Annotated in this window: 15 protein-coding genes; 8 read left to right on the top strand and 7 right to left on the bottom strand. The window is 40.7% G+C overall.

Translation table 11 applies throughout. The annotated features are described in order from the left end of the window. Positions 1-146: 146 nt before the first annotated feature. Genes NSQ94_RS01825 through NSQ94_RS01815 form a run of 3 tightly spaced genes read right to left on the bottom strand, consistent with a single transcriptional unit; the run spans position 147 to position 3042 of the window. A complete protein-coding gene (locus NSQ94_RS01825) occupies positions 147-1097 on the bottom strand; it encodes a hydroxymethylglutaryl-CoA lyase (protein WP_063388375.1) in 951 nt (316 codons plus the stop codon). Then, a complete protein-coding gene (locus tag NSQ94_RS01820) occupies positions 1098-2306 on the bottom strand; it encodes a CoA transferase (protein WP_066247132.1) in 1209 nt (402 codons plus the stop codon). It abuts the gene before it with no gap. Positions 2307-2325: 19 nt separating this feature from the next. Next, a complete protein-coding gene (locus NSQ94_RS01815) occupies positions 2326-3042 on the bottom strand; it encodes a FadR/GntR family transcriptional regulator (RefSeq protein WP_063388391.1) in 717 nt (238 codons plus the stop codon). Between the two features lie 316 nt (positions 3043-3358). Between NSQ94_RS01815 and NSQ94_RS01810 the strand changes: the two genes are divergently transcribed. Then, entirely contained in the window at positions 3359-4126 is a 768-nt protein-coding gene (locus NSQ94_RS01810; protein ID WP_066247136.1) for an inositol monophosphatase, read from the top strand. Between the two features lie 190 nt (positions 4127-4316). Here NSQ94_RS01810 and NSQ94_RS01805 read toward each other — a convergent pair whose 3' ends face one another. Continuing rightward, positions 4317-5255, bottom strand: coding sequence for an amidohydrolase family protein (locus NSQ94_RS01805; protein ID WP_339229992.1), 939 nt, complete (start codon positions 5253-5255; stop codon positions 4317-4319). Positions 5256-5275: 20 nt separating this feature from the next. Further along, entirely contained in the window at positions 5276-6055 is a 780-nt protein-coding gene (locus tag NSQ94_RS01800) for an IclR family transcriptional regulator (protein ID WP_063388379.1), read from the bottom strand. A gap of 211 nt (positions 6056-6266) precedes the next feature. Between NSQ94_RS01800 and NSQ94_RS01795 the strand changes: the two genes are divergently transcribed. From NSQ94_RS01795 to NSQ94_RS01765, 7 genes are all read left to right on the top strand, one after another. Continuing rightward, positions 6267-7727, top strand: a complete 1461-nt coding sequence (locus NSQ94_RS01795; RefSeq protein ID WP_063388380.1) for an aldehyde dehydrogenase — start codon at positions 6267-6269, stop codon at positions 7725-7727. A gap of 85 nt (positions 7728-7812) precedes the next feature. Beyond that, positions 7813-8598, top strand: a complete 786-nt coding sequence (locus tag NSQ94_RS01790; protein ID WP_066247143.1) for a 2-keto-4-pentenoate hydratase — start codon at positions 7813-7815, stop codon at positions 8596-8598. A 20-nt stretch (positions 8599-8618) separates the two neighbouring features. Then, entirely contained in the window at positions 8619-9503 is an 885-nt protein-coding gene (locus NSQ94_RS01785) for an acetaldehyde dehydrogenase (acetylating) (RefSeq protein ID WP_063388382.1), read from the top strand. Between the two features lie 13 nt (positions 9504-9516). After that, positions 9517-10542 carry a 4-hydroxy-2-oxovalerate aldolase gene (dmpG, locus tag NSQ94_RS01780; RefSeq protein ID WP_339230698.1) on the top strand — a complete coding sequence of 342 codons (1026 nt, stop codon included), beginning with the start codon at positions 9517-9519 and terminating at the stop codon, positions 10540-10542. A gap of 14 nt (positions 10543-10556) precedes the next feature. Next, the gene (locus tag NSQ94_RS01775) at positions 10557-11342 is read left to right on the top strand and encodes a fumarylacetoacetate hydrolase family protein (protein ID WP_130157905.1); all 786 of its coding nucleotides are present in this window, start codon (positions 10557-10559) and stop codon (positions 11340-11342) included. 42 nt (positions 11343-11384) lie between these two features. Further along, complete coding sequence (locus tag NSQ94_RS01770; RefSeq protein WP_063388385.1) at positions 11385-11576, top strand: 4-oxalocrotonate tautomerase; 192 nt, start codon at positions 11385-11387, stop codon at positions 11574-11576. 22 nt (positions 11577-11598) lie between these two features. Continuing rightward, positions 11599-12432 (top strand): MEMO1 family protein, encoded by an 834-nt coding sequence (locus tag NSQ94_RS01765; RefSeq protein WP_094244966.1) that lies wholly within the window; start codon positions 11599-11601, stop codon positions 12430-12432. A 718-nt stretch (positions 12433-13150) separates the two neighbouring features. Here the strand turns inward: NSQ94_RS01765 and NSQ94_RS01760 are convergent. Further along, a complete protein-coding gene (locus tag NSQ94_RS01760; protein ID WP_339229989.1) occupies positions 13151-14173 on the bottom strand; it encodes an LLM class flavin-dependent oxidoreductase in 1023 nt (340 codons plus the stop codon). A gap of 613 nt (positions 14174-14786) precedes the next feature. After that, complete coding sequence (locus NSQ94_RS01755) at positions 14787-16001, bottom strand: acyl-CoA dehydrogenase family protein (protein ID WP_063388388.1); 1215 nt, start codon at positions 15999-16001, stop codon at positions 14787-14789. Between the last annotated feature and the right edge of the window lie 210 nt (positions 16002-16211).

The following is a 16211-nucleotide window of genomic DNA, read 5'->3' as shown; positions in this document are numbered from 1 at the left end:
CCTGTCACTTTTCTGCCCTGCTACGACTCTTTATTCAATGCCTAACAGATTGGGTTTACGCATTTCAACTGGCTCTTTTTTTGACGGCAAAAAATTGATCGATCTTATTAGATCGATCTAAAAACATGTTTTCCATACCAATTATTTTACTTTTCTAATTTTTCCTGAGCAGTTGGTTTTGGACTCAATTTCGAACAAGGTCCTGCCTGAAGCATGTAGCTTCCTCCATCATGACCGAGCATGTTTCTTACATCTTTTGCAACGTCAATTATGCGATCTAAATGAATTCCAGTCTCAATCCCCATCTCTTCTAGTGAATGAACTAAATCCTCTGTTGCAATGTTACCCGTTGCTCCTGGTGCATATGGGCATCCGCCGAGACCTGCGACAGAACTGTCAAAATGGATGACACCTTGCTGCAAAGCGGCAACCACATTCGCCAACGCCATTCCGCGCGTATTATGGAAGTGCATGGAGAAAGTCATGTGAGGAAATTCCTTTTTTAATACGCCAAGATATTGATAGACTTGTTTTGGATTGGCCATTCCTGTCGTGTCAGCAAGCGAAACTTCAGTTATCCCCATTTTCTTATATCGATCTACAATTGTTACTATTTTTTCTAAAGGCACTTTTCCTTCGTACGGACATCCAAATGCAACGGAAATTGATCCTCCTACTTCAACATTATGTTTTTGCGCCAAATCGACAATAGGTTCAAATCCTCTTTGCGCTTCTTCCACAAGGCAGTTTGCATTTGATAAACTATGCGAATCTGTTGCCGAGAGCATAAGCTTCAATTTCTTTATTCCAGCCGCAATTGCTCTTTGGGCCCCTTTTACATTTGGCACTAAAGCCCGAAATTTAATATGCGTTAAATCTTCTATCCCTTTCACAACTTCCTCGGCGTCTTTCAACTGCGGAATTGCTTTCGGATGAACGAACGATGTCACTTCTATCGATTGAACTCCTGTGTTCGCAAGCGCACGGATAATTTTTATTTTTTGTTCAGTCGGAATCCATTGATCCTCTGATTGAAACCCGTCGCGCGGCGCAACTTCGCAAATGATGACCCTTGCAGGAAATATGGCATCACTCATTTAAATGACTCCTTTCTCTTTTAACTCGGCAAGCTCCTGTTTTGATAACCCTAATTTTCCGCCTAATATTTCTTCATTATGCTCTCCAAGCTCAGGAGCGCGGTAACGAATGGTTCCAGGAGTTTTTGAAAAATTAGGAACGACGCCCGGCACTTTTACTTTTCCAAGTCGAGGATGCTCAACTTCTACTATGTTTTTCCTAGCTTGATAATGTTCATTTTCAAAAATATCTTTAATACTTAAAATCGGACTGACAGGCACACCGTACAAATCCAATTTTTCCTGCAGCTCCTTCAGCGTAAACTGGCGTATCCAGTCAGAGACAATCTTTTGTACTTCATCGTCATGTTTTAAACGTTGTGAATTTGTATAATAACGTTCATCCTCAAGCATATCTGTTCGTTCCATTGCTTCTGCAAGCCGATTAAAAGTTGAATCAGTACTGCAAACAAGAACAACATATTTTCCATCCTTCGTTTCATATGTTCCTGCTGGACTTGAATGTCCGGCCAACCCGGGTGTTCTTTCTCTTACTATACCGTTTTGGTCATATTCAGCTACTAAAAATTCGAGCATTCGGAAAATCGATTCATATAATCCCATTTCGACTACTTGCCCTTCTGGATCATCAGTTTTATCACGGTAATATAATGCACTGACCGCAGCAAATGCAGTATATACACCAGTGATATAATCAAGCAATGAATAAGATGGGCTGACAGGCGGTCTGTCCGGATACCCTTGGATATAAGTATGGCCGCTGAAAGCGGTGCACGGAGTTCCGAACCCGGCTTTTTCGCGATACGGTCCTGTTTGACCGTAGCCCGAGATTCGAACCATAATCAATTTAGGATTTGCTTTTTTCAATTCTTCATACCCTAGCCCCCACTTTTCAAGAGTACCGGGGCGAAAGTTTTCAATTAAAATATCCGTATTTTTTATAAGTTTTTTTAAAATTTCTTTTCCTTCTTCTTTCCGTATATCTAAAGTAACTGATTTTTTGTTGCGGGCAAGCCCTGGCCATCTGAGCGGCTCATTCCCCTTCCAAGGGCCTACAGTCCGCAAAGTATCACCTTTATTGGGCAATTCAATTTTCGTCACTTCGGCGCCAAGGTCAGCTAACAGCGTTGCCCCAAAAGGAGCAGCGATCATAGTCGATATATCCAAAATATTTACTCCTGTTAACGGACCATATTTTCCTTTTTCCATCGTATCCCCCTCCAAAACATTAATTTTTCTCTGGCAGCATGCCTAATACATTGCTTCGCAAATTGCTTAAATGGACTTTCATCGCTTCCGATGCTTTTGCTTTATCTTTCTGTTTCACGGCTTCCAAAATCGCTTCATGTTCAAAAAAAGATTCAGAATAACGCGCTTGCGACTGCAACGTTTGCTTTCGCACTTGGCGGTATAAATTCAAATTCGTATCCATAAATGAGATGAACACAAAATTATGTGTCGCTTGGGCGAGAGATAAATGAAAGTTGCTGTCTGCATCTATTTCCTCTTCCGGATTTTTCAACTTTTCTTCCATTAATTTCAATGCCTTTTCCATCTTTTCTATATCTTCTTTCGTTGCCCTTTCGCATGCTATTTCAGCAATTTTTGGCTCCAATGCTTCCCGGGCCTCCAAAAATTGAATCACTGTTGTTTTTTCGAGTACATCAATAGGGTTGATCTGATATTTCAGAATCAAGCTTTGATCGACTTTTTGAACGAACCGTCCGCCGCCTGGTTTTGAAATAATGATTCCTTCCGATTCTAAAACTCTGCATGCTTCCCGCAAAGAAGTCCTGCTGCACCCGAGAATTTTCGCCAATTCACGCTCCGGAGGCAGGCGGTCATTTGGTTTTAGTTTTCCTTCTTCTATCAGCTGCTTAATTTGATCAACAATTTTTTCGTAAACTCTCGTATTGGTGAGCTCATTAAATATATTGGATTTCATAAACATGTTCCTTTCATTTTTTGGACTGTTGGGCAGTCCAATTTTATTAAAATTATAATATTCTGTCATTAAATCGTCAAGCCGCTGCACCATCGAACATGTAAAACACCGGAAGATATGAAGAGAAAAGCGTTCAATGCAAGATGTAAGATGATTTTTCTTATCCAGGGCATTTCATTTCTCATGTGGAAACCTTTCATTACACTTCTAAAGCAAGTGTGTGTTAACATTCCATCTATTCCTAAATTTCTTGAAATATATTATGATTAATTAATAGCAATCAATCATTGATTCACTTTTCCGAAGGAGGAACGCAATGTATAAGCAATATTTGCCTTTTGCGATAAAGTTAGCTAAAGAGGCCGGTGAATTGATTCGGCCGTATGCAGGAAAAGCTGGGCAGCAAACATTAAAGTCAGCAAAAGATTTTGTGACTGAAATGGATTTGAAAGCTGAAAAGCTGATCATTGATCGCATTCAGGAGACATATCCTGATCACCGCATATTCAGTGAGGAAGCCGGCAGCATTGGGGGAAAGGATGAATTTGAATGGGTGATTGACCCTATTGACGGGACCATCAACTACAGTTTCGGCGTTCCGCTTTACGGAGTTTCCATCGCCCTAACCTATCAAAATGATCCAGTCGTCTCTGCTATATCATTGCCTGCTTTTGGGGAAACGTATTGGGCAGCAAAGGGAGAAGGAGCCTATTTAAATGGAAATGCTATAAACATTCGAAATGCCAGCCTGGCGGAAGCTTTTATTTCCATTGGCGATTTTGCAAAGGACGCCAATAAACAAACGAATAAAGAGCGCATTTCATTGCTTGAAAACATTGTAAACGACGTTTACCGAGTCAGAATGATCGGAACAGCTGCTGTCACTTTAGCCTACATTGCTTGCGGCAAACTTGATATCGCAGTCTACTATAAGCCTAATTTTTATGATATTGCTGCTGGACAGCTGCTTGTGTGCGAAGCGGGCGGAGCTATACAAACGATCGGAAATTATACTGTCATTGCTGATCAAAAAATAATAGACGAGATAGCACCTTTACTGCCTGTTCAGCACACAACGGCATAAAAGCAGTCCGCAAGTCTAGACTGCTTTTATGCTTTTCTGCTGCCATATAATACAACGACATTTCCGTTTTCATGATGCTGGGCCCGTTCGTGAAATAACGTTTTGCTAACAAAAACCGGAACGATGATTCAAAAGATAAATCATTTAGCGATTGATTGTCCAGCCTGCTGGCTTAAAAGACGAAAAGCTTTTAAAAATCTATTAATGAACTTGCCCCTTTGCAATGCTTTTCATTTGGAGGCCAGACAGAAAGGTCGAACGGAAAATCGGAGCCAGGCACTACTCGATCTTCTCCCACTATTCGCACTAAATAGTCAATGCTTGCTTGCTCCCACAAAACATTGTCATACCAAAAACGCTTTAAGTATTCTTTCGGAGAGGATGTTAAATTTTTTGAAACCGCTTCCCATTCTTCGTATCCTTTTTCTATTCTGCCGATTTGGTAAGGCAAAAATCCTCCGCCATGGGCAAATAATATTTTCACATTTGGAAATCGATCAATCAATCCGCTTAATAAAAGATCTGTAGCACAAATCGTTGTTTCCCACGGAACACCGATTAAATTTGGCATCATTCTTCTTTTCAAGCGAGGATCTTCGCTCAATAACGGATGAATGAAAACAATCGCTTTCAACCGATCGGCTTCTTCAAAAAATGGGATAAAAAATTCATCTGACAGCATATGATTAGCTGCCCCAGGACCGATAATGGCTCCTTTTAACCCTTTTCCCATCGCATCTGTCAAGATTTGTGCAGCTTTATCCGGGTTATTTAACGGAACCGTTGCCAGCGCAGACAATTTTTCCGGGAACGATTGCACAAGCCGCGCTAATGAATCATTATACACGCCGGATAGTTCAGCAGTGATTTCTTCCGGAAACTCGTACATAAAAAGCTGCGGTATCGGTGAAATGACGGAATGATGAACTCCCGCTTTCAATTGTTCGTTTAAAAAAAGGGTTAAATCTATAAAAGATTTTTTTAATTCAAATCCCCATTTTTGATTAACAATCAAAAACTCTTCCTTATCCTTTTCTTTTTTCACCCATTCAGCATGAATAGTTTCTTTATGTTCTTTTACCCATTCCATCACGTCTTCAGGGATGAAATGTGTATGAAAATCATACATCTCTCCACTCTCCCACCAAATTATGAAAAATTCAAATACCCCATTCTTTCAGAAATTTCCTTGCTTGCTGCGATCACTTGTTTCGCCATCGCCTTAAGCTTGTAAGAATTGATTCGTTGTTTTGGACCGACTACAGAAAGTGCTGCAATAACCTTTCCGGTATAATCATAAATCGGGGCGGCAATGGAATTAACTCCCTCGGACAATTCTTCAATGCTGACGGCATACCCATTCTCCCTTACTTTTTTTAAATGATCTCTCAGCTTCTCAGGATCCGTAATCGTATTTTTTGCAAAACGCTTTAACCCTTTAGATATAATTTTTTCGACCGTTTCATTTTCCGAAAATGCAATTAAAACTTTTCCAGAGCTCGTGCAATAAGGCGGATTGCGTCTCCCGATATGGGTTAAAAATCTTACGGGGTGATTGCACTCTACTTTTTGCAAATAAACAACTTCTAAATTGTCCAATACAGAAATATGGGCAGTTTCACCGGTTGTTTCGACCAGTTTATTTAGTACAGGCTGCGATTCTCTGTAAATATCCATATTGCTGAATAGCACGCCGCTTAAAGATAAAATGGATAATCCCAATCTGTATTTCTTCGTTTCTGAATCTTTATAAACAAATCCTTCACTTGCCAACGTCTTCATTGTCCTGCTGACTGTGCTTTTATTTAATCCTAGAGAATTGGATAAATCGCTTATTTTTTTTTCTGGCTCTTCCATTGTAAAGCTTTTCAATATTTTCAGCGCATTTTTGATGGAAGAAAGCTGATTTTTCTCATCTTTTCCATTCAATGTACACCCTCCCCCTCTACATCAATTTTCTTTATACGAGAATATATCAAATATATGAACAACTGAAAAGCAAAAAATTAAATATTTCGATATTTTTAAAAATTTTTATATTTGTTGCATATATAGCAATTTAGAAGTTGAAAGTGCAACATAGGGAAACTACCATTAAAGTCACAGTTGAAATTTATGATGATATTCGGGAGGGTGAATCATGCCAATCAACTCAAACGGAACGATTAACTGCTTGCATTTTATTAACGGACAATTTGTTGAATCCGATAACAAAAGGACCTTTGACAATATTAATCCTGCAACTGAGGAAGTAATCGGAACAGTCGCTGAAGGAGGAAAAAAAGAAGTCGACTATGCCGTTTCCGCTGCCAAAAGGGCTTTGAACGGTCCTTGGAAAAACATAACATTAACGGAGCGTTCAAAAATTTTGCGGCGCATTGGCGATTTAATCCAAGAAAGACAGGATGAGCTGGCACGATTGGAATCATTAGATACAGGAAAACCGCTATCTCTTGCCAAAAAAATTGACATTCCCCGTGCTGCCTATAACTTCCACTTCTTCGCAGACTACATCATTTCGATTACGAATGAAGCTTATCAGCAAGATGATCAGGCCATTCATTATGCACACAGACGCCCAGTCGGAGTAGTGGGAATTATCAAGCCTTGGAATTTACCTCTTTTATTATTGACCTGGAAGCTGGCTCCATGTTTAGGAATGGGCAACACAGCTGTTATTAAACCTGCAGAGTGGACTCCTTTAACCGCTACTGCATTAATGGAAATTTGCAAAGAGGCCGGTGTTCCGGACGGAGTTGTCAACCTTGTTCATGGCTTTGGTCCAAACTCCGCTGGGGCAGCAATTGCCGAACATCCTGACATTGACGCCATTTCCTTTATCGGTGAACCAGGTACAGGAGCAGCCATTATGAAAGCAGCATCTAATTCCTTGAAAAAACTTTCATATGAATTGGGCGGCAAGAATCCAAACATTATTTTTGCCGATTCAGATTTAGATGAAGTCATTGAAACTACCATCAAATCAAGCTTTATTAACCAAGGCGAAGTTTGTCTTTGCGGTTCAAGAATTTATGTAGAGCGCCCAGCTTATGAAGAGTTTTTAGAAAAATTTGTAAAGAAAACAAAAGAATTAAAGATTGGCGATCCATTTGAAAATGGCACAGATGTCGGCGCACTCGTAAGCAAGGAACATTACGAACGCGTCAACAGCTACATCGACATAGCCAAGCAAGATGGGGCAGAAATTTTAACAGGCGGAAAGCGTCCAGACGGATTAGATAAGGGTTATTATCTCGAACCTACAATCATAACTGGTTTGGATCGAAATTCCCGCTGCGTACGGGAAGAAATATTCGGCCCAGTTGTAACTGTCTCTCCGTTTGACATGGAGGAGGAAGTTATAGCCCAAGCCAATGATACACATTACGGATTAAGCGCAACTATTTGGACAAATAATTTACGGCGTGCACACAGGGTGGCACATCAAATTGAAGCAGGCATCATTTGGGTCAACACCTGGTTCCTGCGTGATTTACGAACGCCGTTTGGAGGAATGAAGCACAGCGGAATTGGCAGAACGGGCGGCATGCACAGCTTAGATTTTTATACAGAGCTTTCAAACATAACGATAAAGCTATAATTTCAGGTGCCGTTGAAACATAAGGAGTATGTTAAAATAGCCTGCTTACCAAATCATTCTGTCTGAATGAGAAAGGAAGGAAAAAATGTTAACAACGAAAATTGCCAACTTTGCCAATCAACTGCAGGAAGCTGAAGCTTTAAACAAGGCGACAGATCCTCTTACTTCCGTTGATCCGAATCTGACTGCCGAAGAAGCTTATCTTATACAACTGGAAAATATAAAAAGAAAGGTCGATCAAGGTCAAAAAATTGTCGGAAAAAAAATCGGCTTAACATCTTTAGCAATGCAAAAGCTGCTTGGAGTCGATGAACCGGACTATGGACATTTATTAGATTACATGGTCGTTGAAAACGGCGGAAGCATTTCCATGAAAAAAGTTTTGCAGCCGCGAGTAGAAGCTGAAATTGCCTTCATTTTAAAAAAGGAGCTTAAAGGTCCAAACGTAACCGCTTTAGACGTGATCTTAGCAACTGACTATATTGTTCCGGCATTAGAAATTGTCGACAGCCGCATTAAAGATTGGAAAATCAAGCTGGCTGACACCATTGCCGACAACGCTTCATCCGGATATTTCTTATTGGGAGGAAAACCGGAAAAAATAGAAAATGTTGATCTCGAATTAATTGGAATGAGCTTGACAAAAAACGGGGAACTAGTCAATACCGGTGTCGGCGCAGCAGCATTAGGCAATCCGGCAAACTGTGTCGCATGGCTCGCCAACAGGCTGGCTGATTTTGATATTTCTTTACGTCCCGGAGAAATCATTTTATCAGGCGCTCTATCCAGAGCCGCTGATGCACAAGCTGGAGACGTCTTTACGGCGCGGTTCGCTCATCTCGGGCATGTAACTGTATCATTTACAGAATAATAGATTGAAAGGAGAATTTTATGAATAAAGTAAAGGTTGGAATTTTAGGGTCCGGCAACATCGGAACAGATTTAATGTACAAAATCCGTCGATCAGATGTATTGGAGCTTACAACGGTCATCGGAATTGACCCCTCATCGGACGGATTAAAAAAAGCAAAAGATTTCGGATATTACACGATTGATACCGGCATTAAAGGTTTTTTAGAAAATCCCGATCTAGCGGATATTCTATTTGATGCCACCTCCGCAAAAGCTCATATACGCCATGCAAAATTGCTGAAGCAAGCAGGGAAAAAAGTTCTTGACTTAACACCTGCTGCCGTCGGTCCGTCTGTCATACCTCCTGTAAATATTGATAAACATTTGGATGCCGACAACATTAATTTAATTACATGCGGAGGCCAAGCGACGATTCCGATCGTTCATGCCATCAACAAAGTTCAGCCTGTCAAATATGCAGAAATTGTGGCAACGATTTCAAGCAAAAGCGCCGGTCCCGGAACTAGAGCAAATATTGACGAGTTTACCGAAACGACAGCGCGCGGAATCGAGGAAATCGGCGGCGCTAAAAAAGGGAAGGCTATCATTATTTTAAACCCTGCTGAACCGCCGATTATGATGAGAGATACGATATATTGCCTTGTAGAAAATGATTTTGTCGATCAAAAAAAGATTACTCAATCCGTCAAGGATATGGTGGAAGTAGTCCAATCTTATGTACCGGGCTATCGCTTAAGACAAGAACCTCTCTTTGACGGAAATAAAATAACAGTTTTTATCGAAGTGGAAGGCGCTGGAGACTATTTGCCGACTTATTCAGGCAATTTGGATATCATGACAGCCGCAGCAGTGAAAGTGGCGGAGGAATGGGCGAAAAATATTACTTCTAAAGTGAATGTTTAAGGAAGGAGTGAATATCGTGGGAGAACGTAACATACTGATTACTGAAGTCGCTTTAAGAGACGGCAGCCACGCGATTCGACATCAATATACTGTGGATCAAGTCGTAGCCGTCGCAAAAGGGTTGGATGATGCCAATGTACCTTATATTGAAGTTTCGCACGGAGACGGTTTAGGTGGCTCATCTCTGCAATACGGACTTTCTTTAACAAATGAAATGGAATTGATCGAAGCCGCTGTATCTACTGTCACAAATGCCAAAATTGCTGTTTTGCTTTTGCCGGGAATCGGGACAATGAAAGAATTAAAACAAGCTGCACAGCTGGGGGTAAAAATGGCGAGAATCGCCACTCATGTAACAGAAGCGGATATTTCAGCACAGCATATTGCTTTCGCAAAAGAATTAGGATTGGAAACTGTCGGTTTTTTGATGATGGCCCATATGGTCCCAACAGAAAAACTGGTTGAGCAAGCAAAGCTTATGGAGAGTTATGGAGCTGATGTTGTATACGTTGTCGATTCAGCTGGCGCCTTTCTGCCGCATGAAGTAAAAGAAAGGATTCAAGCTTTAAAAAACAGCTTGTCAATTGAAATCGGATTCCATGGCCATAACAATCTTTCCCTAGCAATGGCCAATACATTAGCAGCCATTGAAGAAGGAGCGACGCGGATTGACGGAAGCATCCGCTGCTTAGGCGCCGGTGCAGGCAACACTCAAACGGAAGTATTAATCGCGGTGCTCAACCGTTTAGAAATCAACACCGGAATCGATTTATACAAAATTATGGACGTAGCCGAAAACATAGTAGCCCCCATTTTGGAAAAGCCGCAAGAAATTACAAAAGATGGACTAATACTCGGATATGCTGGAGTATATTCAAGCTTCCTGTTGCATGCACAAGCTGCCAGCAAAAAATTCGGAATTGATTCGCGCGACATATTAGTTGAGCTTGGCAAAAGAAAGGTTGTTGGCGGTCAAGAGGATATGATTATTGATGTAGCTGCTGAAATTTCAAAACAAAAACAAACGGCACATACTTAAGGAGGATGCAGCAAATGGCTGGCGCAGATATAAAAAAAATTGCTGACTACTTAGTAACAGCGGAAAAGGAAAAACGTGAAGTAAAAAAGGTAACGGCCTCATTAAAACCGGATTTGTCCGTCGAAGAAGCCTACGCCATTCAACAAGAGATTGTCAATATGAAAATAAATGAAGGTCACCGTATCATCGGTCCAAAAATGGGTTTGACAAGTTTTGCTAAGATGAAGCAAATGAAGGTCAATGAGCCTATTTACGGCTATGTATTCGATTATATGGTGATCAATAACGGCGGAGCATTGCCTTTTCATGACTTAATCCACCCAAAAGTGGAGGCGGAAATCGCTTTTGTATTAAAAGAAGATATTGAAGGACCTGGTGTCAATGGTGCACAGGTGCTTGCGAAAACAGAATACGTGATGCCGGCTCTTGAGATCATCGACAGCCGATATGAAAATTTTGATTTTACGCTTCCTGATGTAATCGCTGACAATGCGTCAACATCCCGGGTTGTATTCGGAACGTCTTTGAAAAAGCCGGAAGGATTAGAACTTGATTTAGTTGGATCGACTCTTTCCATAAACGGCGAAATAAAAGAGTTAGGAGCCGGAGCCGCTGTGCTTGGCCATCCTGCCCATTCCGTCGCTCTGCTTGCCAATATGTTATCACGAAAAGGACAAAAGCTGCGTGCAGGTGATGTCATTCTAACAGGAGGAATCACGAGCGCCGTCTTGATAAACAAAGGCGACTATGTCACAGGAAAATTTGACGGATTGGGCGAAGTAAGCTTCCATGTTGTTTAAATAGCGGAAGAAAAAAATTTCTTACCTGATAGGAGGGATGACATGCCTTTTGTTACTATTCAAATCATGGAGGGCAGGCCGCCAGAGAAAATAAAGGAGTTAATTCAAAATGTAACAAATACTGTATCGGAAACGCTCGATTCACCAAAAGAAAACATCCGCGTTTTAGTGACAGAGGTGCCAAAAACCCATTGGGGAATTGCGGGCAAACCCGCATCTGAAGTAAGAAAATAATTTTAAAGGAGGAGAAGTAGCGATGACGATTGAGCTGGCTATGTTAGCGCCTCATGTGCCAAGCATGTGCCATTTTGACCAAGTCCCCGACTTTCAAAAGAATATGGCCATTGAAATGCAAAAGATGTCAAAGACAATTTATGATTTAAAACCGGATGCCATCGTTCTTGTTTCCTGCCATTGGCCGTCGACTTTTTTCCATTATGTTGATTGCACTCCTGTCCATAAGGGCATTTTAACCGCTTTTGAATGTCCTGATTTAATTCGTGATGTTCCATATGAATATCCCGGAGATAAACAGCTTGGTGATGAACTAGTAAAAATCGGTCAAGATGCTGGACTGCAAGTTGTAGGAATAGACGACCCTTACTATGTTTGGGATTACGGAACGGTTGTGCCTCTTAGATACCTTGTGCCGAATGAAGACATACCTGTTGTGAATTTGTCCGTGACGATGGCTGCCACTTTAGATGAAACGTATAAATGGGGACAGCTGATTGCAAAAGTATTAAAAGAAAGCGAAAAGAAAATTGTATTTGTTTCAAGCGGCGCACTTTCCCACAATTTAGTCCGCGGCAGACACAATAAACCGACCGCTTCAGAACATGCACTAGATAAACAATTCATTAGTTATATATTAAACAAAGAATATGATGCAGCCTATCAAATGCTTCCTCAATACGCCCGTCTGGCAAAGGTAGAATCAGGCGGAAGACATCTCGCCATGCTATTAAGCATGCTTGAAGACGATGACCAACCGAAATATTGGGCAGACGGCCAATCTTCCGGCAGCTGGAACGCACTGATCACATTTGAGAAAGTAAGTCAGCCGGCAGCCCCAAAAGTTAAGAACTAACATTCAATCAATAATAAAGAAACATGCCGTCGTTTAAAAAACAACAACGTTTTGAAAAAAAATATTTTGAACCTCCTGTTTTGTAAGCGTTTACTGTTATTTTATAAGCTATTAGAATTGGAATATTCCCTGAAATGGCATCTTTTTTTGCCTAGTTTCAGCAATTCTCTTAAAATCGCATCATATAAAAAATGTTGCGGGGCTGTCCAAAAAGTCAGGATTAACTGACTTTTTGGAGCCCCTTCATTTTAGGAACTTATCGGACAGGTCATTTTTTCTATCTTGTTTATATCCTTCAGAAGTCTATGAAGGACTTTTCTTATGCTCTCTTTCTGAATTCGTTCTTCAAAAGTTTTATGACAGACATTCAGCACATACAATTGCTTCTAGTTGACTTCATGCCTCTATGAAGGACAGGATTTTTTTGTCCTTCACAGTAGTATTGCTCCAAAATCCTTCATTTTAGGAACTCATCGGGCAGCCCATTTCAGAAAAGTTATAACTACATCAAATATCTGCTATCAGAGAAATAATAGCAAGCTGTCAGCAAAGCTGATAGCCTGTTTCGAGAATCCACAATTCATAAACATCGTTGCTTTTATGACAGCATAAATAACATTTCTGAAAAAGGAGTCTGCCGCTCTCAGATCTCTTCCCGAACTGAAAAAGTTAAACAGTATTGATAGTTGCCGAAAATAACATATTTAAAATAAAAGAACTACATTTCATTCTTTATCTCAGATAAAATACGGTACGAATGCACGCGAGCCGAATGGTCGTATATATATGAAACAACCATTATTTCGTCTACCTGAGTGTCATCCAAAAATTTTTGAAGCTTCTCTTTTATTGTTTGCTTAGATCCAACAAACGAAAAATAAAGCTGATGGCGTACCGCTTCTTTTTCAAATTCATTCCACTCTCCATCCATGCTTTCAACAGGAGGCTGCAACAATCTAGAAGTTCCTCGGATCACGCCCAAAAACATTTGATACAAGCTGGTTGCAAGATACTTCGCCTCTTCATCGGTATCTGCTGCCACGACATTCACACACGCCAACGCATACGGCTCCTTCAAATGTTCTGACGGCTGGAACTGGTCACGATATATTTTCAGTGCTTCATATAAGTGATTCGGTGCAAAATGGCTTGCAAACCCAAAAGGAAGTCCAAGCTTTGCTGCAAGCTGAGCGCTATACGTACTTGATCCAAGCAGCCAAACAGGAACATTTAATCCCTCACCAGGAACTGCGCGTACATACCCTTTCCGCTTCTCTTTCGGAGCAAAATAATTGATGAGTTCTTGGACGTCGTTTGGAAATTCTGATACTGACCCATGTAAATTTCTTCGCAATGCCATGGATGTCACCTGATCTGTTCCAGGAGCACGTCCTATCCCTAAATCAATTCGACCTGGATACAACGACTCTAATGTCCCGAATTGTTCAGCAACCACAAGAGGAGCATGGTTCGGAAGCATGACGCCTCCAGATCCTACACGAATCGTTTTCGTACCTCCTGCAATATAGCCTATTAATACAGAAGTAGCTGAGCTTGCGATGCCCTCCATATTATGGTGCTCTGCAAGCCAATAACGTTTATATCCAAATCGTTCAACATTTTGCGCAAGGTCTAAACTGTTTTTGAATGTGTCAGCCGGCGTTTTCCCTAATAAAACAGGAGCCAAATCCAAAACTGAGAATTCAATCTCTTCCAATCTTTTTTTCTGAGAATTCGTCATTTTTTCAACTCCTTTTAAACTCTCCTTATAAGGATTGTAAAAAACTGTTCAATGGTATTACAAGGAATTTGCCTGCCGCACAACTTCTCACAGTGAAAAATGCTTTTTGATTTTTTATGGTTCATTGACGTCTAACGTGAAAATCTGTCTTTTCCCATAAACGTTGAAAAAACACTTTTAAGTCTCGCGCTTTCAGTTTTCAATGCTTCTTCTGTTTTAAAGTTGAGATGTTGTTTGTTATACGCTTCCCTGACAGGCAAAACTCTCGTCTACTTCCCTTGTAAATGATCAGCCACTTAAAATTGCGAATGTCCTCTATTTTTCACAAAATAAAACCTCACACCTACTATAAAAAAGAAGTGTGAGGCTTATTCATATAGTTCATCGAAATGGTTATATCTAGAGTTTTTAAAGTTTGGCAAAATAAGTCTTTAAAACATTGTAAAAAACAACAGATTTTTGAGCAATTGGTCATTTATTCATTAATTCATAATTATTCTAACAGCGTTACAGACAATTGACCTACCGATTCATCCATTCATCATTATCCTAAATAGGCAGTAAAGTTCTTACAAATTTCAGACTCCAAATAAAAATGCATTGCTGGTTTGGTTTATTTTCTTTCATTCTCATTCCAAAGATTCAACGGCAATTCTAATAAAATTTTTGCCACTTGGTCGCGGGCGATATTATTAGATGGAGCCATTGGGATTCCTGCCCGGGCATCGCGGTAAAGCCGTTCAAAAGGTCCTTCAATATAGCCATAACCGCCCGCTACATCCATCGCAATTCGTGCAGCAAAATCTGCTGTTTCGGATGCTTTCACTTTAAATTCTATGACTTCGGATGCCAATGAGCTTATAGGTTGCCCTTCTGCCAGCAATTCATCATAATGTCTTGCTAAATCTATCTGCCATGCTTTTAAACCTGCAATTCTTATTTTCACTTCTGCCAATTTTTCACGAATGACTTGATGGTCAGCCAAACTATTATTAAATCCTTTGTTAACTGCGTTCTTAACATGTTTAACAGCCAGTTCTAGTGCACCTTGGGCAACACCGAGCCAAACAGATGCAATACCCAGTATATAAATAGGGTTTGCGCCTTCATCCATGATTTCTCTTCCTAACCCTTCGTATCCCACTAGATCGCGGCCGCTTACTTTTATATTGTTAAACGTAATTGGACCACTGTGGCTTCCTCTTACACCTAATGCATTCCATGGCTTTGCAACTATACCGTCATTATGGCCGTCAACGATAAAGAAGCTAATGTTACTAGGGTCGTCAGAATCAGGGGTTCTCGTTTGCAAAATATAAAAATCTGCTTGGCCTCCGCTTGTCGTAAAGGATTTTTCAGCATTAATGATATAATCGCTGCCATCGCGCTCAGCCTGGCTTAAGCTAAACCATACATGACCTCTTGTAGCTTTTTCACTAACAGCAAAGGTTCCGATCGCACCATCTCTGATAGGGAGCAGCCACCGTTTCTTTTGATCATCGTTTCCATATAAAACAATTACTTGTGCTGCTCCAACATGCATAGCATATACTAAAGCTGTTGACGCATCAACTTTCCCGATTTCTTCAGCCACGATGGAAAATCCTAAATATCCTAAATCTAATCCTCCCCATTTTTCAGAAAATGTTACTGAATTCCATCCTTCTTTCGCAAGGGCTAACAAACTTTCACGCGGGAACTCCCCACTCTTGTCAATTCGTTCAGCGCTTGGTTTAATGACTTCTTCAATAATTGGCTTAACTTTCTCCCTAATTTCCTCAATAAATGCTCTTGAATACTTTTTGTTAATTGTTTCATAGTTACTCATTTTTAAACACTCCTCGTATACTAAGTTTCAGAAAGTTTTTTTATCGAATTTCCAGTCCGATACGCTCCTTGACAATCGCATATCTTGGGTGGTTGCCTTTGTGGGAGGGGCGCGCCCCTCCCACAAAGGGTTGAGCGTACCGGGGTTGGACTTTTCGCAATGTTCCTGGATAATGGTCTTAGGATCATCGGGGATACTCTTCTCACTCCT

Origin of the sequence: Aeribacillus sp. FSL K6-2833 (genome assembly GCF_037965815.1) — a bacterium.
In the GTDB taxonomy this organism is placed as follows: Bacteria; Bacillota; Bacilli; order Bacillales; family Aeribacillaceae; genus Aeribacillus; species Aeribacillus composti.
The sequence above is the reverse complement of the archived record's forward strand: the minus strand, read 5'-3'. Positions and strand labels throughout refer to the sequence as shown.